This window comes from Paraburkholderia ginsengisoli NBRC 100965, from assembly GCF_000739735.1.
Taxonomy (GTDB): domain Bacteria; phylum Pseudomonadota; class Gammaproteobacteria; order Burkholderiales; family Burkholderiaceae; genus Paraburkholderia; species Paraburkholderia ginsengisoli.
In genome coordinates this window covers 1,149,310-1,168,223 of the sequence record NZ_BBJF01000004.1, presented here as the reverse complement: position 1 = coordinate 1,168,223, position 18,914 = coordinate 1,149,310, and the positions used below count along the sequence as shown (strand labels likewise).

The 18,914-nt window shown below is 62.3% G+C and carries 19 protein-coding genes; 8 read left to right on the top strand and 11 right to left on the bottom strand.

Features of this window, described 5'->3' with window-relative positions:
• Positions 1–25: 25 nt before the first annotated feature.
• Entirely contained in the window at positions 26–265 is a 240-nt protein-coding gene (locus BGI01S_RS09180) for a hypothetical protein (RefSeq protein WP_042324341.1), read from the bottom strand.
• An 836-nt stretch (positions 266–1,101) separates the two neighbouring features.
• Entirely contained in the window at positions 1,102–2,073 is a 972-nt protein-coding gene (locus BGI01S_RS09175; protein ID WP_042324339.1) for a potassium channel beta subunit family protein, read from the bottom strand.
• A gap of 223 nt (positions 2,074–2,296) precedes the next feature.
• On the opposite strand from BGI01S_RS09175, the gene BGI01S_RS09170 reads away from it, so the two are divergent.
• Both BGI01S_RS09170 and BGI01S_RS09165 read left to right on the top strand, forming a co-directional pair.
• Positions 2,297–3,094, top strand: coding sequence for a 3-hydroxybutyrate dehydrogenase (locus tag BGI01S_RS09170; protein WP_042324337.1), 798 nt, complete (start codon positions 2,297–2,299; stop codon positions 3,092–3,094).
• A 10-nt stretch (positions 3,095–3,104) separates the two neighbouring features.
• Entirely contained in the window at positions 3,105–4,343 is a 1,239-nt protein-coding gene (locus BGI01S_RS09165; RefSeq protein WP_042324335.1) for a DUF3734 domain-containing protein, read from the top strand.
• A gap of 111 nt (positions 4,344–4,454) precedes the next feature.
• On the opposite strand, the gene BGI01S_RS09160 is transcribed toward BGI01S_RS09165, so the two are convergent.
• Positions 4,455–5,654, bottom strand: a complete 1,200-nt coding sequence (locus BGI01S_RS09160) for an amino acid aminotransferase (protein ID WP_042324333.1) — start codon at positions 5,652–5,654, stop codon at positions 4,455–4,457.
• Between the two features lie 464 nt (positions 5,655–6,118).
• Between BGI01S_RS09160 and uvrB the strand changes: the two genes are divergently transcribed.
• The 5 genes from uvrB to BGI01S_RS09135 all read left to right on the top strand — a co-directional run bounded on the left by uvrB (position 6,119) and on the right by BGI01S_RS09135 (position 11,884).
• Positions 6,119–8,212, top strand: a complete 2,094-nt coding sequence (uvrB, locus tag BGI01S_RS09155; protein WP_042324332.1) for an excinuclease ABC subunit UvrB — start codon at positions 6,119–6,121, stop codon at positions 8,210–8,212.
• A gap of 322 nt (positions 8,213–8,534) precedes the next feature.
• Positions 8,535–9,083 carry an iron transporter gene (locus BGI01S_RS09150; protein WP_042324330.1) on the top strand — a complete coding sequence of 183 codons (549 nt, stop codon included), beginning with the start codon at positions 8,535–8,537 and terminating at the stop codon, positions 9,081–9,083.
• Between the two features lie 132 nt (positions 9,084–9,215).
• On the top strand, positions 9,216–9,548 hold the full coding sequence (locus tag BGI01S_RS09145; RefSeq protein WP_042324558.1) for a cupredoxin domain-containing protein: 333 nt from the start codon (positions 9,216–9,218) through the stop codon (positions 9,546–9,548).
• Between the two features lie 87 nt (positions 9,549–9,635).
• Positions 9,636–10,481 carry an FTR1 family iron permease gene (locus BGI01S_RS09140; RefSeq protein ID WP_042324327.1) on the top strand — a complete coding sequence of 282 codons (846 nt, stop codon included), beginning with the start codon at positions 9,636–9,638 and terminating at the stop codon, positions 10,479–10,481.
• Positions 10,478–11,884: a 4Fe-4S binding protein gene (locus tag BGI01S_RS09135; protein WP_042324325.1), complete on the top strand. Its 1,407-nt coding sequence runs from the start codon at positions 10,478–10,480 to the stop codon at positions 11,882–11,884. The genes BGI01S_RS09140 and BGI01S_RS09135 overlap by 4 nt, the downstream gene beginning before the upstream one ends.
• Before the next feature lie 314 nt (positions 11,885–12,198).
• Here the strand turns inward: BGI01S_RS09135 and hemP are convergent, their stop codons facing one another.
• From hemP to BGI01S_RS09115, 4 genes are all read right to left on the bottom strand, one after another.
• Positions 12,199–12,459 (bottom strand): hemin uptake protein HemP, encoded by a 261-nt coding sequence (gene hemP, locus BGI01S_RS09130; protein ID WP_042324323.1) that lies wholly within the window; start codon positions 12,457–12,459, stop codon positions 12,199–12,201.
• A 195-nt stretch (positions 12,460–12,654) separates the two neighbouring features.
• Positions 12,655–13,137 carry an SRPBCC family protein gene (locus BGI01S_RS09125; protein ID WP_042324321.1) on the bottom strand — a complete coding sequence of 161 codons (483 nt, stop codon included), beginning with the start codon at positions 13,135–13,137 and terminating at the stop codon, positions 12,655–12,657.
• An 88-nt stretch (positions 13,138–13,225) separates the two neighbouring features.
• Positions 13,226–13,624 carry an OsmC family protein gene (locus BGI01S_RS09120; protein ID WP_042324319.1) on the bottom strand — a complete coding sequence of 133 codons (399 nt, stop codon included), beginning with the start codon at positions 13,622–13,624 and terminating at the stop codon, positions 13,226–13,228.
• A 268-nt stretch (positions 13,625–13,892) separates the two neighbouring features.
• Positions 13,893–14,771, bottom strand: a complete 879-nt coding sequence (locus BGI01S_RS09115; RefSeq protein ID WP_042324317.1) for a pirin family protein — start codon at positions 14,769–14,771, stop codon at positions 13,893–13,895.
• 122 nt (positions 14,772–14,893) lie between these two features.
• Between BGI01S_RS09115 and BGI01S_RS09110 the strand changes: the two genes are divergently transcribed.
• Positions 14,894–15,892 carry a LysR family transcriptional regulator gene (locus tag BGI01S_RS09110; RefSeq protein ID WP_042324315.1) on the top strand — a complete coding sequence of 333 codons (999 nt, stop codon included), beginning with the start codon at positions 14,894–14,896 and terminating at the stop codon, positions 15,890–15,892.
• A gap of 407 nt (positions 15,893–16,299) precedes the next feature.
• Here BGI01S_RS09110 and BGI01S_RS09105 read toward each other — a convergent pair whose 3' ends face one another.
• From BGI01S_RS09105 to BGI01S_RS09090, 4 genes are all read right to left on the bottom strand, one after another.
• Entirely contained in the window at positions 16,300–16,719 is a 420-nt protein-coding gene (locus BGI01S_RS09105) for an ExbD/TolR family protein (RefSeq protein ID WP_042324313.1), read from the bottom strand.
• A 16-nt stretch (positions 16,720–16,735) separates the two neighbouring features.
• Entirely contained in the window at positions 16,736–17,467 is a 732-nt protein-coding gene (locus BGI01S_RS09100) for a MotA/TolQ/ExbB proton channel family protein (RefSeq protein ID WP_042324311.1), read from the bottom strand.
• Positions 17,468–17,492: 25 nt separating this feature from the next.
• On the bottom strand, positions 17,493–18,230 hold the full coding sequence (locus BGI01S_RS09095) for an energy transducer TonB (protein WP_042324309.1): 738 nt from the start codon (positions 18,228–18,230) through the stop codon (positions 17,493–17,495).
• A gap of 282 nt (positions 18,231–18,512) precedes the next feature.
• Entirely contained in the window at positions 18,513–18,755 is a 243-nt protein-coding gene (locus BGI01S_RS09090) for a (2Fe-2S)-binding protein (RefSeq protein WP_042324557.1), read from the bottom strand.
• Positions 18,756–18,914: the final 159 nt, after the last annotated feature.

Below are 18,914 nucleotides of genomic sequence, written 5' to 3'. Positions count from 1 at the left end.
TTGCTTATTCGCGAAGGGGCTGCGGTCACGGTGGGGATTGCCGCAAGAGGGAGAACCAGCGACGCGCGAGCAGCATGTGAATGATGATCAGTAATAGGGCCACGACGACACCGTAGCCAATCTTCCAGTACTTCATAGACCGCCTGTAACGGCCTGCGAAATCAGGGGTGAAATCCTTCATGCGCTGACCGAACACCTGAACGGGATTATTCATGAAGCGCGCATGCCGATGGCGGTTGCGGTCGAAGATCATCCAGTGAGTCATCAAAGCCTTCAGTCCGCAATGTGTACATGCGAACGCGACGCCTCTTTGACGCAATAGTAAAAGAGCGGGTGTCGATGAACTGCACGATAGATTGAGGATTGAGCAGGCGGATATAAATCTCCCAATCCTCGAAGCCGTATCCTTCTTCACATACTGCTGGATGACGGCCTCGGACTGATCGGTTGAACCCATCCTTGACGACGATGCACTCCCTTTCGGCAACGCGTGTTAAAACACCGATTCAACTGTTTGCGCGATGACATCCTGTTGGTTGAAGCACGGCACGATGATTGATAGTTTTATCGTGGCTCTCGACAAGTTTTTGAATGAACCGCCCGGCCTTTTTACCAAGGAGTCACACCGTGTCCTAAACCGTAGAAGCGATGCTTGGCGCGCTCGGCGGGGGCGTGCTGCGGATCACACCGGAGTTGATAGGGATTTCTACGGGGGAGCGTGATTTGATGCGGAATGAATGGATACCGAATCGCTGGACGGGATCGCGGCGATCTGGCGTGATCGTCTGTCCGCGTGCAATCGACGGCGACAGACGTAAAAAAACAGCCCGCGAATCGTCGATCGGGAGCCGTCTTTGGCAGAAACTGCGCGGCAATTGCCCACCGATTGCCCAAACGCTATCAAAAGGCCATTTTTAACAGGCTGCGGACATCCGCCAAAGCCTTACTGGCTAAGGTTCCCAGCATGTTAGAGTCGTTTCCGCGCGGTCGCGTATTGTGCGCGACGCCGCGTTGCGTTTCGGCGGAAGTTCCGCGGCGAGGTCCACTTGGCAGGGCCGCGCTGCCGCCGGAGCCCCGCTATGTGCTCCCGCGCGAGTCCGCTCAGCCATAAGTGTCGCCGACGATCTCCTCGATCCGCTGCTTGATCTCCGGCGTGATGCGCGCGGCCACGTCGGCCGCCTTCATGTTCTCGCCGATCTGTTCGACCCGCGAGGCGCCCGTGATCACCGTGCTGACGTTCGGGTTCTTCAGAATCCACGCGATCGCGAGTTGGCCGATCGTGCAGTCCAACTCGTCGGCCACCGCGCCGAGCTTGCCGACCACGTCGTTCTTGCCCGCGTCGGTGACCTGCTTGCGCAGCCAGTCGTAGCCTTGCAGTTGCGCGCGGCTGTCGGCCGGCACGCCGTCACGGTATTTGCCGGTGAGCAGGCCGGACGCGAGCGGGCTCCACGTGGTCAGCCCGAGGCCGATATCCTCGTAAAGCCGCTTGTATTCCTGCTCGACGCGTTTGCGGTGAAACAGGTTGTACTGCGGCTGCTCCATCACCGGCTTGTGCAGATGGTGGCGCTCCGCAATCTCGTAAGCGGCGCGGATCTCGTCGGCGCTCCATTCGGAGGTGCCCCAGTACAGCGCCTTGCCACGCGTGATCATGTCGCTCATCGCCCAGACGGTTTCCTCGACAGGCGTGTTCGGATCGGGGCGATGGCAGAACACGAGGTCCACGTAATCGAGTTGCAGCCGTTTGAGCGACGCGTCGACCGCGTTCAGCAGATATTTGCGGTTCAGCGTGTGGTATTGATTCGGCGCTTCCGTAAGGCCCCAGAAGAATTTCGTCGACACCACGTAGCTCACGCGCGGCCATGCCAGTTCCTTCAACGCCTGGCCCATGATTTCCTCGGATTGGCCGCCCGCGTAGACCTCGGCGTTATCGAAGAAGTTGACCCCGGCGTCGCGCGCCGCGGCCAGCGATTCGCGCGCCGCGCGATGATCCACCTGGTTGCCGTACGTGACCCACGAGCCGATGGACAGTTCGCTAACTTGCAGGCCGGAACGGCCCAGACGTCGATAATTCATGCATGCCTCCTGGTTGGTGGCGCCGCCGGAATTGCGCCGTAAATGTCCAGTTTAAAGAGATACGGCGCGATGTGCGTTTTACCTATGGAGTTCACAGGGTTCATGCACAATAGCAGCGTTGGCCGCAATGCAGCATTCGGCCGAACGGCCTATATCGTTCGGCTGACTGCGCACCGTTTGCGGCCTATGGTCGAATGGCTCATCAACTGCATGGAGGTTCTGGATGTCGTCTCTGAACACGAATCTGAATGGCAAGGTTGCCGTGGTTACCGGCGCGGCAAGCGGCATCGGCAAGCAGATTGCGCTGACCCTATCCGCCGCTGGCGCGGCAGTCGCGATCGCCGACCTGAACCAGGAAGGCGCGAACGCCGTCGCTGAAGAAATCACGAAAGGCGGCGGTAAGGCAATCGGCGTGGCGATGGATGTCACGAGCGAGGAGGCCGTCAATCAGGGCATCGACAAGATCGCCGCCGAACTTGGCTCGATCGACATTCTCATTTCCAACGCCGGCATTCAGATCGTCAATCCGATCGAAAACTATTCGTTCTCGGACTGGAAGAAGATGCAGGCGATCCACGTGGACGGCGCGTTCCTCACTACCAAGGCCGCGCTCAAGCACATGTACAAGGACGATCGCGGCGGCATCGTGATCTATATGGGCTCCGTCCATTCGCATGAGGCGTCGCCGCTGAAGTCCGCCTATGTGACGGCCAAGCATGCGCTGCTGGGGCTCGCGCGCGTGCTGGCCAAGGAAGGCGCCAAGCACAATGTGCGTTCGCATGTGGTGTGTCCGGGTTTCGTGCGCACGCCGCTCGTCGACAAGCAGATTCCCGAGCAGTCGAAGGAGCTCGGCATCAGCGAAGAAGAAGTCGTCAAGCGCGTGATGCTGGGCGGCACGGTCGACGGCATCTTCACCACGGTGGAAGACGTGGCGCAGACGGTCCTCTTCCTGTCCACCTTCCCGACGGCGGCGCTGACCGGCCAATCCTTCATTGTGAGCCACGGCTGGTACATGCAATAAGGAGGCGTCCATGGCGCAACGCAATCTCAAGCGGGCGCGCGTGGGTGCGCCCGGTGACGGGGAGGGCGAGGGCGCCGGTTCGGCCCCCGCCGCGCGCCCCAGCCGGCGCGTCCATTTGCCCAACTACGAAACCGTCGCGTTGATGCTGCAAGGCGGCGGCGCGCTGGGCGCGTATCAGGCCGGTGTCTTTCAGGGGCTGCACGAAGCCGGCATCGAGCCCAACTGGCTCGCAGGCATTTCGATTGGCGCGTTGAATACGGCGATCATCGCCGGCAATCCGCCGGAGAAACGGGTCGAACGGCTGTTGCAGTTCTGGGAAACCATCTGCCAGCCGGCATTCGGACCGCCGTTGCCGGCGTTCATCGAGCAAGCGTTTTTCAATTCCACCGACGCGGTGCGCAAAGCCTTCACGGCGGCCCAGGCGATTGGCGCTGTGCTCGAAGGGCAGAAGGGCTTCTTCGTGCCGCGTTTTCCGCCGCCGCTGCCCACGGTGTCCGGGCCGCCGCAAACGGCCAGTTACTACGACACCGCGCCGCTGAAGGCCACCCTCGAGGCGCTGTGCGACTTCGATCGGATCAATTCGCGTGAGATGCGCGTGTCGGTGGGCGCGGTCAATTGCGGCACCGGCAATTTCGCGTACTTCGACAACACGCACACCACGCTGAGGCCCGAGCATTTCATGGCGTCGGGTGCGTTGCCGCCGGGCTTCGCGGCGGTCGAAATCGACGGCCAGTATTACTGGGACGGTGGTTTGATGTCGAACACGCCACTCTACGAGGTGATTCAGTCCACGCCGCGTCGCGACACGCTCGCGTTCCAGGTCGATCTGTGGAGCGCGATCGGACCGGTGCCGGACAACCTCACCGATGTTCAGGGGCGCATGAAAGACATCCAGTATTCGAGCCGCACGCGTCTCGTGACCGATATGCTGCAACGCTCCCAGCGGTTCCGGCATGTGTTGCGCGAGGTGCTGGATCGCGTGCCGTCTGAGCAGCGAGACGACCCGTGGTGCAAGCTGGCCGAAGACCTCGCGTGTTCGAAGCGCTATAACATAATCCATCTGATCTACCGGCAGAAGGAATACGAAGGGCACTTCAAGGACTTCCAGTTCGGCCTGTCGACCATGCGTGAGCATTGGCAGAGCGGTCTGGATGACATTCGCCATTCGCTCAATCATCCCGACTGGCTCGACATGCCCGACAACGACGCCGGCTTCGTCACGCACGACATCCATCGTGACGAGCGCTGAAACCACTGTGACTCCCGGCCAATAAAAAACGGCGCCCTTTCTGAAAGGGCGCCGTTTCTACAAGCGGTTCCTGCGGAGCGCGTGACCCGAGGATCGGCGCTGCGGAGTGCCTTACTTCAACACGTGGGCGATTGCGTTAGCCACCGCGTCGAGGTTGCGCGTATTCAGCGCGGCCACGCAGATGCGGCCCGTGCTCACCGCGTAAATGCCGAACTCTTCGCGCAGACGGTCCACTTGCGGAGCCGTCAGACCCGAGTACGAGAACATGCCGCGCTGTGCGTTCACGAAGCTGAAGTCGCGGTCCACGCCGCTTGCCTTCAGACGCTCGACCAGCCCGTTGCGCATCGCGCGGATACGGTCGCGCATTTCGGCGAGTTCCGTTTCCCACGTGGCGCGCAGTTCGGGCGATGCGAGCACTGCAGCAACCACCGAGCCGCCGTGCGTCGGCGGGTTCGAGTAGTTCGTGCGGATCACGCGCTTGAGTTGCGACAGCACGCGCGCCGCTTCTTCCTTGCCGGAGGTGATGATCGACAGCGCGCCGATACGCTCGCCGTACAGCGAGAACGACTTCGAGAACGACGACGACACGAATACATTCAGTTCCGATGCCGCGAACAGACGCACGGCTGCGGCGTCCGCTTCGATGTTGTCGCCGAAACCCTGGTAGGCGATGTCGAGGAAGGGCACCAGATTGCGCGCCTTGACCACTTCGACGACCTGCTTCCATTGGTCGACGGTCAGGTCGACGCCGGTCGGGTTGTGGCAGCACGCGTGCAGCACGACGACCGTGCCCGCGGCGTAGCTGCTCAGCGCGCTCAGCATGCCGTCGAAGTTCACGCCGTGCGTGTGCGCGTCGTAGTACGGATACGACACGACTTCGAAGCCGGCGCCTTCGAACAGCGCGCGGTGGTTTTCCCAGCTCGGATCGCTGATGGCGACTTTGCTGTTCGGGTTCACGCGCTTCAGGAAGTCCGCGCCGATCTTCAGCGCGCCCGTCCCGCCCAATGCCTGCGCCGTGACGACGCGGCCTGCCGCGATCAACGGCGAGTCGTTGCCGAGCAGCAGCTTCTGCACGGCCGCATCGTAGGCCGCGATGCCTTCGATCGGCAGATAGCCGCGCGGCAGCGCCGCATCGACGCGGGCCTTTTCAGCTTCGCGCACGGCGCGCAGCAGCGGAATCTTGCCTTCTTCGTTGAAGTACACGCCCACGCCAAGGTTGACCTTGGTGGCACGCGTATCGGCGTTGAAGGCTTCGTTCAGGCCCAGAATCGGGTCGCGGGGAGCAAGTTCGACGGCGGAGAACAGAGACATGATGGGTGGGCAGCAGTAGTGAAAAGAGGGCGGCTCCGAGCGCGAACGGCCCGGCCTGAGGCGTCTGGTGCAACACGCGGACAGGCGACGGACAGCGGCGAGCGAGCGCAACTTCGCATTGTAACGAATCCGCGGGCGTTTTTTGGCCGACCGGCCCCGCGGCAGGGAATTATTTGCTTGAAAAACAGGCACTCCGGCGCCATGTGGTGAAGGCGGAGCGGTCTGAACACCGCCCGCCGCAAGCCGTCGGCGGCCCGCGGCTCCCCGGCGGGAGCGCCTGCCGAAGCCTCTGCCGATACCTGGCAGGCAAGCCCGTGCATCGTTCGGGCAAGGGCCGGAGCACGATCCCGCGCCGAACCGCCGCCAGCCCTGTCGCGGCTCCCCCATCCGACGCAGGCCCACCCGATCCGCGTTTCCCTCAACCCGTTAGAATGGTCCTTTGCCCAAGGCCCGGTGCCGTCCCCATGTCCGAACAACATCTGACCGAAGTCGACGATACGCTCGACGAATCCAAATTCGTCACGTTCGACGGCTCGCCGTTCCAGCTCTACCAGCCGTATCCGCCCGCCGGCGACCAGCCGACGGCGATCGACACGCTCGTCGAAGGCGTCGAGGACGGCCTCTCGTTCCAGACGCTGCTCGGCGTGACCGGCTCCGGCAAGACCTTCACGATGGCCAATACGATCGCGCGGCTCGGCCGCCCAGCAATCGTGTTCGCGCCGAACAAGACGCTCGCCGCGCAGCTTTACTCGGAATTCCGTGAGTTCTTCCCGCGCAACGCGGTCGAGTATTTCGTCTCGTACTACGACTACTACCAGCCGGAAGCGTACGTGCCGCAGCGCGACCTGTTCATCGAAAAGGACTCGTCGATCAACGAACACATCGAGCAGATGCGTCTGTCGGCCACCAAGAGCCTGATGGAGCGGCGCGACGTGGTGATCGTGGCGACGGTGTCGGCCATTTACGGTATCGGCAATCCGTCCGAATACCATCAGATGATTCTGACGCTGCGCACCGGCGACAAGCTCGGCCAGCGCGACATCATCGCGCGGCTGATCGCAATGCAGTACAACCGCAACGAAGCCGACTTCCAGCGCGGCTCGTTCCGCGTGCGCGGCGACACGATCGACATTTTCCCGGCCGAGCACGCGGAGATGGCGGTGCGCGTCGAACTGTTCGACGACGAAGTGGAGACGCTGCAACTGTTCGATCCGCTGACCGGCCGCGTGCGGCAGAAGATTCCGCGCTTCACCGTGTACCCGTCGTCGCACTACGTGACGCCGCGCGATACCGTGGTGCGCGCAGTCGAGACGATCAAGAGCGAACTGCGCGAGCGGCTCGAATTCTTCTATAGCGACGGCAAGCTGGTCGAAGCGCAGCGGCTCGAACAGCGCACCCGCTTCGATCTCGAAATGCTGCAGGAGCTTGGGTTCTGCAAGGGCATCGAAAACTACTCGCGGCACTTCTCCGGCGCGGCACCCGGCGAGCCGCCGCCGACGCTGGTCGACTACCTGCCGTCGGACGCGATCATGATGCTCGACGAATCGCACGTGCTGATCGGCCAGTTGAACGGCATGTACAACGGCGACCGGGCGCGCAAGGAGAATCTGGTCGACTACGGTTTCCGCCTGCCGTCCGCGCTGGATAACCGGCCGCTCAAGTTCAACGAGTTCGAACGCAAGATGCGTCAGGTCGTGTTCGTGTCCGCCACGCCGGCCGACTACGAAAAGAAGACGGCCGGGCAGGTGGCCGAGCAGCTGGTGCGTCCGACCGGCCTCGTCGATCCGGAAATCGAGGTGCGGCCGGCGCGCAGCCAGGTCGACGACGTACTCGGCGAAATCAACGAGCGCGTCAAGGTCGGCGACCGCGTGCTGGTGACGGTGCTAACCAAGCGGATGGCCGAGCAGCTGACCGAGTTTCTGTCCGATCACGGCGTGAAGGTGCGCTATCTGCACAGCGACATCGACACGGTGGAGCGGGTCGAGATCATCCGCGATCTGCGCCTCGGCACCTTCGACGTGCTGGTCGGGATCAATCTGCTGCGCGAGGGGCTGGATATTCCGGAAGTGTCGCTGGTTGCGATTCTCGACGCCGACAAGGAAGGTTTCCTGCGCGCCGAGCGCTCGCTGATCCAGACCATTGGCCGGGCGGCGCGTAACGTGAACGGCAAGGCGATTCTGTACGCGGACAAGGTGACCGACTCGATGCGCCGCGCGATCGACGAAACCGAGCGGCGGCGCGCCAAGCAGATCGCCTTCAACCTCGCGAACGGCATCACGCCGCGTGGGGTGGTCAAACGCATTCGGGACATCATCGACGGGGTGTACAACGTCGACGACGCGCGCGCCGAACTGAAAGAGCAGCAAACGCGCGCGAAGTTCGAGGACATGTCCGAGAAGCAGCTTGCCAAGGAATTGAAGCGCCTCGAGAAGCAGATGATGGAGCACGCCAAGAACCTCGAATTCGAAAAGGCCGCGCAGACCCGTGACCAGCTGGCGCTGTTGCGTCAGCGCGTGTTCGGCGCGAATGTCGGCGATCACGTCTCCGGCATCGAATAAAACTTCCTTCCGCCCCGGGGCGCGGCAACACGCCGCGCCCTGCCAATTGCAGTGACATCCGCTCGCACACACACACCTGCGCTTTCTTAAAACAGCCTTAAGGCCCTGTTGCGACAAGGATTTGCGCGCGCCCTTATTTGTCCTCCCCGTAGATCAATGATAAACTCGCCCAATATTGAGAATGGTTCGCATTTAAGGTTCTTGTATGCCTTTGGCACCCGGTATAACGCCTGTTGACGGGCGGTGGGTCCACCGCATCAGGCACGCACAAAGCACTGTTCCAATGGATTCCATTCCAGTCTGATAAAAACAAGGAGTTTCAATGCGGATTTCTTCATTTGTGCGTGGTGGCGCAGCCGCAGTGGTCGCGGTGGCCGCTCTCTCGGCGAGCGCGGCGGAATACCCGATCGGCAAGCAACAGATTCAGGGCGGCATGGAAATCGGCGCGGTGTACCTGCAGCCGATCACCATGGAACCGGAAGGCATGATGCGCAAGGCGTCGGATTCGGACATCCACCTCGAAGCCGACATCCACGCTGTCAAGAACAATCCGACTGGTTTCGCCGAAGGCGACTGGATGCCGTATCTGCAAATTCGCTATGAGCTGACCAAAGCGGGCTCAAAGCAGACGCAGAAGGGTGACCTGATGGCGATGGTCGCCAACGACGGTCCGCATTACGGCGACAACGTCAAGCTCGAAGGTCCGGGTAAATATCACCTGAAGCTGATCGTCGAACCGCCGATGCAGACCGGCCACATGGCTTTCGGTCGCCACGTCGACAAGGAAACCGGCGTGGGTCCGTGGTTCAAGCCGTTCACGCTCGAATACGACTTCACCTTCGCCGGCATCGGCAAGAAGGGCGGCTACTGATCTGCCGAGCCGATCGCGCTGTCGGGCCACGCGAGCGCATGGCCACGTAGCGACGACCGGGTTGAATGAGTGAATGCAGCAGGCGGCGCGCTGACGATCGACGTCGGTGCGCCGCGTTTTCCGGAAAGGCTAATGAGAATTGACCGAAAGATCGCGATGCTCGCCGCCACGGCGTTGCTCGCGGGCGCGGCCCACGCAGCCGACCTGCCGACCTTCAAGCTGGAAATGAACGACGGCAAGCTGAACCCGGCGCGCATCGAAGTGCCGGCGGGGCAGCGTATCAAGATCGAAGTGCGCAACGTCGGCAAGGGCGCGGCCGAATTCGAAAGCGTGCAGTTGCGCAAAGAAAAGGTGTTGGCGCCGGGCGCCGATTCGTTCGTCGTGATTGCTCCGCTGGAGCCGGGCGAATACAAGTTTTTCGACGATTTCCACCAGCAGGCGCAGGGCGTGATCGTCGCGAAGTAATGGCCTTGCGGGCGGGCGCGGGCACTCCAGCGGGTGCCGCGGCCGCGCAGGCAGTCAGGCAGTAGAAGGATCGAAGGGAGAGCTTGGATGGGTCAGATTCTGTTCATCGTTTGGCGGGAAAGCGTCGAGGCCTTGCTGGTCGTCGGCATCCTGTATGCGTGGTTGAAAAATGGCGACGACGATGCGCGCCGCGGTTTGCCGTATCTGTGGGGCGGCGTCGCGGCCGGTGTGATCGCGGCGGTGGCGCTCGGCGCGGCGCTGGTGGGTTTCACTGAAGTGCTCTCCGGTGACGCACAGGACTATTTCCAGACCGCGATGGTGCTGGTCGCCTGCGTGCTGATCGTGCAGATGGTGCTGTGGATGAAGCAGCACGGCCGGACCCTGAAGCGCGACATGGAACAGTCGCTGCAAAAGAGTCAGCGCGATTCGAACTGGTGGGGCGTCGCGTTGCTGGTGGCCCTCGCGATCGCACGTGAAGGCAGCGAAACGGTGATCTTCCTGTACGGCCTCGGTTTCGGCCAGTCCGGCCACGTGGACGGCAGCCAGATGCTCGCGGTCGTGCTCGGCCTCGGTCTCGCGTTCCTGACGTTCTACTTGCTGCAACTGGGCGGCAAGATCTTCTCGTGGCGGCTCTTTTTCCGCGTCACCGAAATCATGCTGCTGTTCCTCGGCGCAGGCCTGTTCCAGACCGGCGTCGACAAGCTGATCGACAAGGAAATCCTGCCGACCATCGTCGACCAGATGTGGAATTCGTCGGCGATTCTCGACGACTCGAGCACCTTCGGTTCGCTGGTTTCGACGCTGACCGGCTATCGCGCTCATCCGGCGCTGATGAATCTGCTGGCGTACGCCGTGTACTGGGCGGTGGTCTATCTGCTGGTGCGCCGGGCGAATCGCAAGCCGGCGCGGCAGACGGCAGGGCGCACGGCATGAGCACCGTCATGACCCGTCCCGGGCGCCTCGCGGCGGCCGGACAATGGATGCAGCGTCACGGCGCGGTGATCCGCGGCATTCAGTGGGTCGTGGTGGCGGTCTACGCGTTCCTGATCATCGTGCCGGCGGTGATGCCGCTGCCGGACGACACCGCGCATCTGTGGAACAACCTGACGCTTGCCGCGCAGTTCGTGTTCTGGGGCATCTGGTGGCCGTTCGTGCTGCTGTCGATGGTGATGCTCGGCCGGGTCTGGTGCGGCGTGCTGTGTCCGGAAGGCGCGCTCGCCGAGTTTGCCAGCAAGTTCGGCCGCGGCTGGGCGATTCCGCGCTGGATGCGCTGGGGCGGCTGGCCGTTCGTCGCGTTCGGCATCACCACGATCTACGGTCAGATGGTGAGCGTCTACCAGTATCCGAAGGCGGTGCTGCTGGTGCTCGGCGGCTCGACTTTCGCGGCGATCATCATCGGCTTGCTGTACGGACGCGAGAAGCGTGTCTGGTGCAAGTACCTGTGCCCGGTCAATGGGGTTTTTTCGCTTCTGGCGCGCCTCGCGCCGTTCCACTACAAGGTCGATGAAGACGCGTGGCGTCATTCGTACAAGAACGGCGAGCACGGGCATCGCGTGATTCCGATCAATTGCGCGCCGCTCGTGCCGCTGCGCAATATGAAGGGCGCGGCGGACTGCCATATGTGCGGCCGTTGCAGCGGACACCGCGACGCGATTGCGTTGACGTGGCGCGCGCCGTCGTCGGAAGTCGTGCAGCTCGGCGACAAGAAGGCGAACCCGTGGGACACCGCGTTGATCCTGTACGGCCTGCTCGGCATCGCGATCGGCGCGTTCCACTGGACCGCTTCGCGCTGGTTCATCGATCTGAAGATGTTCTTTGCGACGTGGCTGGTCGATCACGACATCACCTGGCCGCTCGACACCAACGCGCCGTGGTTTCTGTTCACGCATTATCCCGAGCAGAACGACGTGTTTTCGTGGCTCGACGGCACGATGGTGATCGGCTACATCCTCGCGACGGCGCTCGTCTACGGCACCACGCTGCTGCTGTTGCTGATGGGCGCAACGCGTATGCTCGGGCTCTTCAGCTCGGTGCGTTTGCATCATCTGACGCAGGCGCTGATTCCGATCGCTGGCGCGGGCGTGTTCCTTGGGCTGTCGGCGACGACGCTGTCGCTGCTGCGTGCGGAACATGTGTCGTTGTGGTGGGCGTCGGATCTGCGCATCACGATTCTGGCGGTCGCCAATCTGTGGAGCGCATGGCTGGCCTGGCTCGTCACGCGCCGCTATAGCGAGCGCTTCGTACAACGTGGTCTCGCGATGATGTGGTTCGTCGCGGCGCTGGCGGTTGTCGATAGCGCATGGTGGTTGATGTTCTGGGGCTGGGCTTCGAAGTAAGAGAGCCGCGAAGCTGCTCCGGTCTGCCGCGCCGCGTTCGCACAGATCGCTGCGCGCTACAAACAAAAAGCCGTGGGATGTTTTCATCCCACGGCTTTTCCATTTCTGCTCGAGCGATACACGACGTTTCGTGCATCCACATCGGTGGGAACCAAAAAAGCGGCCTGGCTGGCTGCGACGGCTGGCTTGGTGTCTGCACGAAGGGGGCTAGTTCTCACGTGCAAGCCGTCGTGGCTGGCTAATGCCCAACACCTCTCGAGGAGGTGGTCCCCACAATACGCTGTAGTACCTCAATTCTTTACCTCTGTTCGGTCTTACTTCGTCAGGATCAGCTTGCCCAGGCGCGTGGCACGCAGCTGGTAGGTTTCGCCGTTATGCAAGATGCTGATGTGGCTGTGTCCTTGCAGCAATGCGTCGCTGCGCACGACTCGCTCCGACGTCTCGCCCGAACCGTTTGCGCGCTCCGCGGCAGGCTTTGCGGCGGATGAGCTCGCCGTCGACGATTTCGGGCGGCTGGTCAGCGCTGCCGCGGGGCGGCGCAGGCTGAGCGTGGAAGGGCGGTTGAGATCGGTCATTCGTTTTAGCTGTTCGTCGATTCGATGGAGTTGATTCTAAATGATAACTATTCCTATTTACAAGAAAGAGAAATTCATCGGATTCGAATTGTGATAGCCGCGTACAGGGCCAGGAAAGCAGTGGGAGCAACGCGGCCGTGACCGGGCGACTGTGCGAGTTGGCGCGGCGGCGCGGGCTGTGCGGCCGCGCGGAATTCAATGCAGGGAACCGGGCGTCTGTTTGGTCTGCACGTACTGGCGGATCAGCCGCACCGTGTCGATATCGTTCTCCCGATACGCCGACTTCACGATCTCCTGCGTCTGCACGGCGTCCTGATCGGTGGACACGGGCAGCGTGGTTGCGTACTCGAAGCGCAGGAACAACTGCAGCTCGTCCGGCTGCTCGATGGTCATCGTTAGCGAGCCGCCCACGTAGTCTTCGGTCGGCAGGATGTCGTAGCGCACGCTCTGGCTCTCCTCGAGCGTAACCCGATCGCGGACGGTGGCCTGACCGTAGTGCAATTCCCGTTCGAGGACATTGCCGTCGCGCGACAGGATCGTGCAGCTGTCGAGCCCCATCACGAACAGTTGCGGCTGTTCGGCGCGCAGCACGAGGCCTTCCCACAACTGCTCGCGAGTCATCGAGTCGACAAAAGGATTCAACGGATCGTTGATCTGGATAAGGTGTTCGAAATTCAAGTCGGCAGCTTCCTATGAAAGCGTTGCGTTTGCGTTAAATAGTGTGCGGCCTTCTCAGCGTAGGCGCGCCAGTCGCGCGGGCGTCGCGTTACGCAACGGCGAGACCCGAGCGGATCGTGATCGTATGCGTGAGGATCTTGTGAACCGGGCACGCATTGGCAATTTGCAAGAGCCGTTCCCGCTGCTCGTCGGACAGATTGCCTTCGAGCACGATCCTGCGATCGATGGTCGAGCCCGCATCGCCGGTTTCCATCGAGAGCGTCACGCGCACCTCCGTCAGCGGCCACTCCTTGCGCTGAGCGTACATCTTCAGCGTGATCGAGGTGCAGGCGCCGAGGCTCGACAGCAGCAGTGAAACGGGGGTCGGTCCGCGATCGCCGCCGCCGAGCGACGCGGGTTCGTCGGCGAGCCACGTGTGCTTGCCGTCGTCGAAGGTGACCTGGAAATTCGTCGCGCCGATGTGGGCGGTGACGGTGGGCTCTGCCATGCGCGCTGCTCCTGAACAGGACGGAAATTGCCGCGCGCCGCGGTTCAATGAACTGAGTTGCCGTGGCGCGCGACATGAGACGCTATTGTGAACGAAATCGCCGGCCTTCGGCGCATGGACTGAAGAGCGACCGCCTTCACAAAACGGGCGCGGGCGGCGACTGGGAATCGCTCGCACCGCGCCCATTGCGTTGGCGGCAGTCAGTGTTGCGGCCGAGCGATCGCGAGCGACAAGTCGGTCGCCGCGCTCCGCTAAAACGCTGCCACGCTCAGTGCGCAATCTCGCCCATGCGTCCGGCCTGATAGTCGAACACGGCCTGGCGGATCTCGTCCTCGGTATTCATCACGAACGGGCCGTAGCGCACCACCGGCTCCTTCAGCGGCACGCCGCCCAACAGCAGCACTTCGAGCGGTTCGTCGCCCGCGCCAAGCGTGACCGTGTCGCCATCGTTCTGAAACACGACCATTTTCCGCGCGTCGATCCGTTGACGCGCTTCCCCTTCGCCGTAAAAGCCCGCGCCGGACAAACCGTATGCGAACACGCGATAGTCGGCCGGCACCGGCTGCCGGATCGTCGCGCCGGGTTGCAGCGAGAAATGCTGATACAGGATCGGCGTGCGCGTCTCGATCGCGGCTTTCACGCCGAGTGCTTCGCCGGCGATTACCTTGACGCGCACCCGGCCGTCCGCCGACGTCGCCACCGGAATGCTCGACGACGGCATCTCCTGATAACGCGGTGCGATCATCTTGTCGCGACGCGGCAGATTCACCCACAGCTGCAGGCCGTGCACGCGGCCGCCGGTGCGCACGAACGACGGGTCCGGCATCTCGCTGTGGACGACGCCCGCGCCAGCGGTCATCCATTGGACGTCGCCGGCATGCAGCGTGCCGGAATGGCCCGCCGAATCCTTATGACCGAACTGGCCCTCCAGCACGTACGTGACTGTTTCAAAGCCGCGATGCGGATGGTCGGGCGCGCCTTTGGCCTCGCCCGGCGCGTAGTCGATCGGACCCATTTCATCGAGCAGCAAAAACGGATCGAAGTCCATCAGCATGCGGGTAGGAAACGGGCGGTGGACGATAAAGCCGCCGCCTTCGGTCGTGCGAACGGCGGGAAACGTGCGTTCGATCGTGCGTGTCGTGCTCATCAATATCACCTTGAAAAATGGGGAATAGCGTCATTTTTGAAACATGGAGCTATTATAGGGACCGTTTTCAGAGGTGCCAGCCGCCGTCACGCAATGGATTGTTCTATTACTGGAACGATGAGATGAAGATCGATTCACACAACCTGAATGACCTGATGTACTTCTCGCAGGTCGTCGAACACGGGGGTTTTTCCGCTGCCGAGCGCGTGCTGGGTATCTCAAAGTCGCGCCTGTCGCGCCGTTTGACCGAGCTCGAAGCGTCGCTCGGCGTGCGTCTCCTGCAGCGCTCCACGCGCAAGCTGGCGCTGACCGAGGCAGGGCAACTCTTCTATCAGCACTGTCAGGCGATGCTGAGCGAGGCCCAGGCGGCGGTCAATGTCGTGCAGCAACTGCGCTCGTCGCCGCGCGGCACCGTGCGCGTCAGCGTGCCGGTCACGATCTCGCAGACCATCCTGTCGCAGATCCTGCCGGAATTCATGCATCGTTATCCCGAGGTGCGCGTGGTGATGCGCGTGACGAACCGCGTCGTCGACCTGTTCGAGGATTCGATCGACGTCGCGTTGCGCGTGCGTTCCGATCCGCCGGAAAACGCCAACATCGTCGTGCGACCGCTGTGGCGCACGCAGCAGATGCTGGTCGGCGCGCCGAGTCTGTTGCAGCAGAATGCACCCCCGTTGCTGCCCGCCGATCTGAGCCGCTTCGAAACGCTCGACGTGCCGACCGGCGACGGACGTCACGTCTACAACCTGATCTCGCCCGACGGCACGCGCCACGCACATGAGCACGAACCGCGCCTCGTGACCGCCGATCTGATGACGATTCGCGAAGCGGTGCTCGCCGGCGTCGGCATCGCCGCGCTACCGGAGATGATGTATGGCGCCGCGTTGCGCGCGGGGCAGTTATCGCCGGTGATGCCGGGTTGGACCTTTCCGACGCCGCAGTTGTACGCAGTATTCGTGTCGCGCCAGGGAATGGTGCCGGCCGTGCGCGCATTCGTCGATTATCTGGTCGAGATGCTCGATCCGGACGACGGAAAGCACATCATGGGCGAGTGCCCCGTGAGCGAAGAGAAGGTCGCGACAAAGACTGCCGTGAAGGCTTCGCTGGCGGTTGCGTCATAGCACGGTCGCGCGTCGCAACATCGCTTTTAGCATTTAAGCGTGGCCTGTCATGAGTACTTTCAATGGCCGTTTGCTTGAATGCGCGCGCTCGCGGGCCTATAGTGAAATCCCTTCGCTAAGGAGTCTCTTATGCGGAAACTCATGGCCGCTATCATAGCGGGCCTGATAGGGCTGACCGCGCTGTCCGTGTCGATCACGGCTGACGCATGTGGTGATTCAGGAGGCCGTCAATCTTCGACCGATGGCAAATGATCCCACCGCCCGAAGGCGCCGAGTGCGCACAAAAAAAGGCCTTCATCTGACGATGAAGGCCTTTTACTTTTAGCCCCTGTTTCAAGGGCTTTCTGCGATTCTCCGCGGGCGCCGGGTAGCGCATCGCGGCTTCGCTGATAGCGTCGTGCGGCCGCCTATTTAGCCTTCGGCTGCGTGACGAAGCCGATCTTCGTGAGGCCACCGGCCTGGGCCGCCGACATCACCTGTGCCACTTTCTCGTACGGGACCTTGCGGTCCGCGTCCAGATGCAGTTCCGGTTGCGGACTCGCTTGCGCGGCCGCTGCAATTTTCGCGCTCAACGCTGCTTCGTCGACTTTCTGCTCGTCCCACAGGACGTTGCCATCCGCGTCGATCGAAACCGTCACTTGCGCGGGCTTCGTTTCTTCCTTCTGACTGCTCGCATGCGGCAGATCGATTTTGACTGCGTGACGAATCACCGGAATCGTCACCATGAAGACGATCAGGAGAACCAACATCACGTCGACGAGCGGCGTCATGTTGATTTCGTTCATCAGGCCGTCGTCATCGTCGCCAGCGAAGGGGCTCATTGCCATCGGAGTGCCTCGTCGATCAGTTCGCGCGGGTCGCGAGACGCAGGCCGTCGCCGCGCTTGGACGACGAGAGGCGCGCGCCCGTCACGAAGAATGCGTGCAAGCCATGCGCAAAGCGGCTCAGCTTGGCGACGATGCCCTTGTTCGCGCGCGTCAATGCGTTGTAGCCGAGCACGGCGGGAATCGCGACGAACAGGCCGAACGCTGTCATGATCAGCGCTTCGCCGACCGGGCCGGCGACCTGGTCGATCGACGACTGGCCGCTCGCACCGATCGCCAGTAGCGCGTGATAGATGCCCCACACCGTGCCGAACAGACCGACGAACGGCGCCGTGCTGCCGATCGACGCGAGAATCGCGAGACCGCTCTGCATGCGCGCGACGCTTTCGTCCATCGTGTCCTTCAGGCAACGCGTGACCCAGTCCGACACGTCCATGCGGTCATGCAGATGCGGCTGCGTTTGATGATGATGGTCGGCGGCTTCCTGGCCTGACAGCGCCAGCGCGAGGAACGGGTTGTCCTGCGGCGTCGATGCGCCGGCGCCGAGCTTCTTCACGCCGTCGGCGAGATCGTCCGAATGCCAGAACGCCTGTTCGGCATTCTTCGTGAGGCGGTTCAGGCGCATCACATTCCAGCCTTTGATGACGATGACGCTCCACGACATCACCGACATGATCAACAGCGCGAGCGCGATACCGCGCGTCACGAAATCCCCTTGCGCCCACACGTGCGCCAATCCGTAGTTTTGCATTGCAATTCCTTTTTTAAATTCTGCTTCAATCGTTCAGATTGAAGTCGTAAGGCTGGGTGTACGCGGCCCGAATCGGCTGGCCGTTCTCGAGATAGGGTTTGCAGGCGCTCGCACGCACGGCGGCGAGCGCTGCGTCGTCGAGTCGGCTGAAGCCGCTGCTCTTCTTCAACTCGATGTTTTCGAGCTTGCCCGTCAGGCCGACCACGAACTTCACGAGCGCGGTGCCGGTTTCGCCGCGCCGTTTCGAGAGCGTCGGGTAATCGGGCTTGGCGATGTTGCAATCGAGGTGCGAGACGTTCTTCGGCGCGCTGATTTCCATCGTCTGACGGCCGATTGCCGGCGCCGCTTCGGCCGGTGGTGTCGCCGGTGCGGCGGGCGCGGGCGGCGTCGGAGCGGGCGCCTCGACCGGCGTCGGCGACGGCGCGGCTGCCTGAGGCAACGGCGTCGGCGTTGGCTTGGGTGTCGGAGTCGGCTTGGGCTGGACTTTGGGCTTCGTATGAACCGGCGGCACGGGCTTCGGCGGTGGCGGCGCGATGGATTCCATCGCGACCGGCGCGGCTTGCGGCGCCGGCGGCAGCAACTGCGCGGTCATCACGTGCGATTCGAGCGCTGGCTGCACGGGCTCGTGACGCAACGTCATGATTACGGCGAGCAACGTCACGTGAATCACGGCCACAACGGCGGTCGCGGTCAACGCGCGGGAGTTCATGCGAGCGTGTGAAGCCGGCTTCGAGCCGGCTGGGACAGTTTGCGAGACCTGCATGTTAGCGTGGCAGCGTGCTGTTTGAACAACACGTCAGACAAGACATCGTCATGTTCGGAAGATCAGCAGCGAAATAAACAAAGTAGTCACGAAACCAATCAGCAATTCCATCTCGAACTCCTTGGGACGGTTGAGCGGGTAGCTGGCTGGTACGGAAACGGATACTGGCTTGCTGACGGCAGTGGGATAACGCGTAAATGCAGCGCTTGAAACGGCGCCAGAAGCGGTAGTGTGCCGAGGCGCCCGCAAGGCACGGCTCGCGCCGCGCCCCGAAGCGAATCCTCAGGCAGCCTTGCGTTCGTAGAATGTCAGCGGGACAGCCTGCGGACGAAGCTCGATGCCGACGCCGCAGCGGCTGGCGCACACGCCGCTCTGCAGCATGACGTCGCGCACGGACTCTTCGCACTTGCCGCAGCAGGAAGCGACGCCCAACTCGAACTGAAGCTCGTCGAACGAGTCGACGCCATCCGCGATCGATGAACGGATCGTGCGGTCAGAAACGGACTTGCAGACACAGACAATCATGGCAGGCGTCATAGCTAACGTTAATGCGAATTATTATCATTTTGTTCGAGCCGTTTGGCAAGAGGCCTGCGGGATTTTTTGTAACAAAACCAGACTCTTAGAAGGGTTTCGTCTAATGGAGCGGCCGTCGGCGCTTCGTGCAGGCGACGCGAAAAAGGC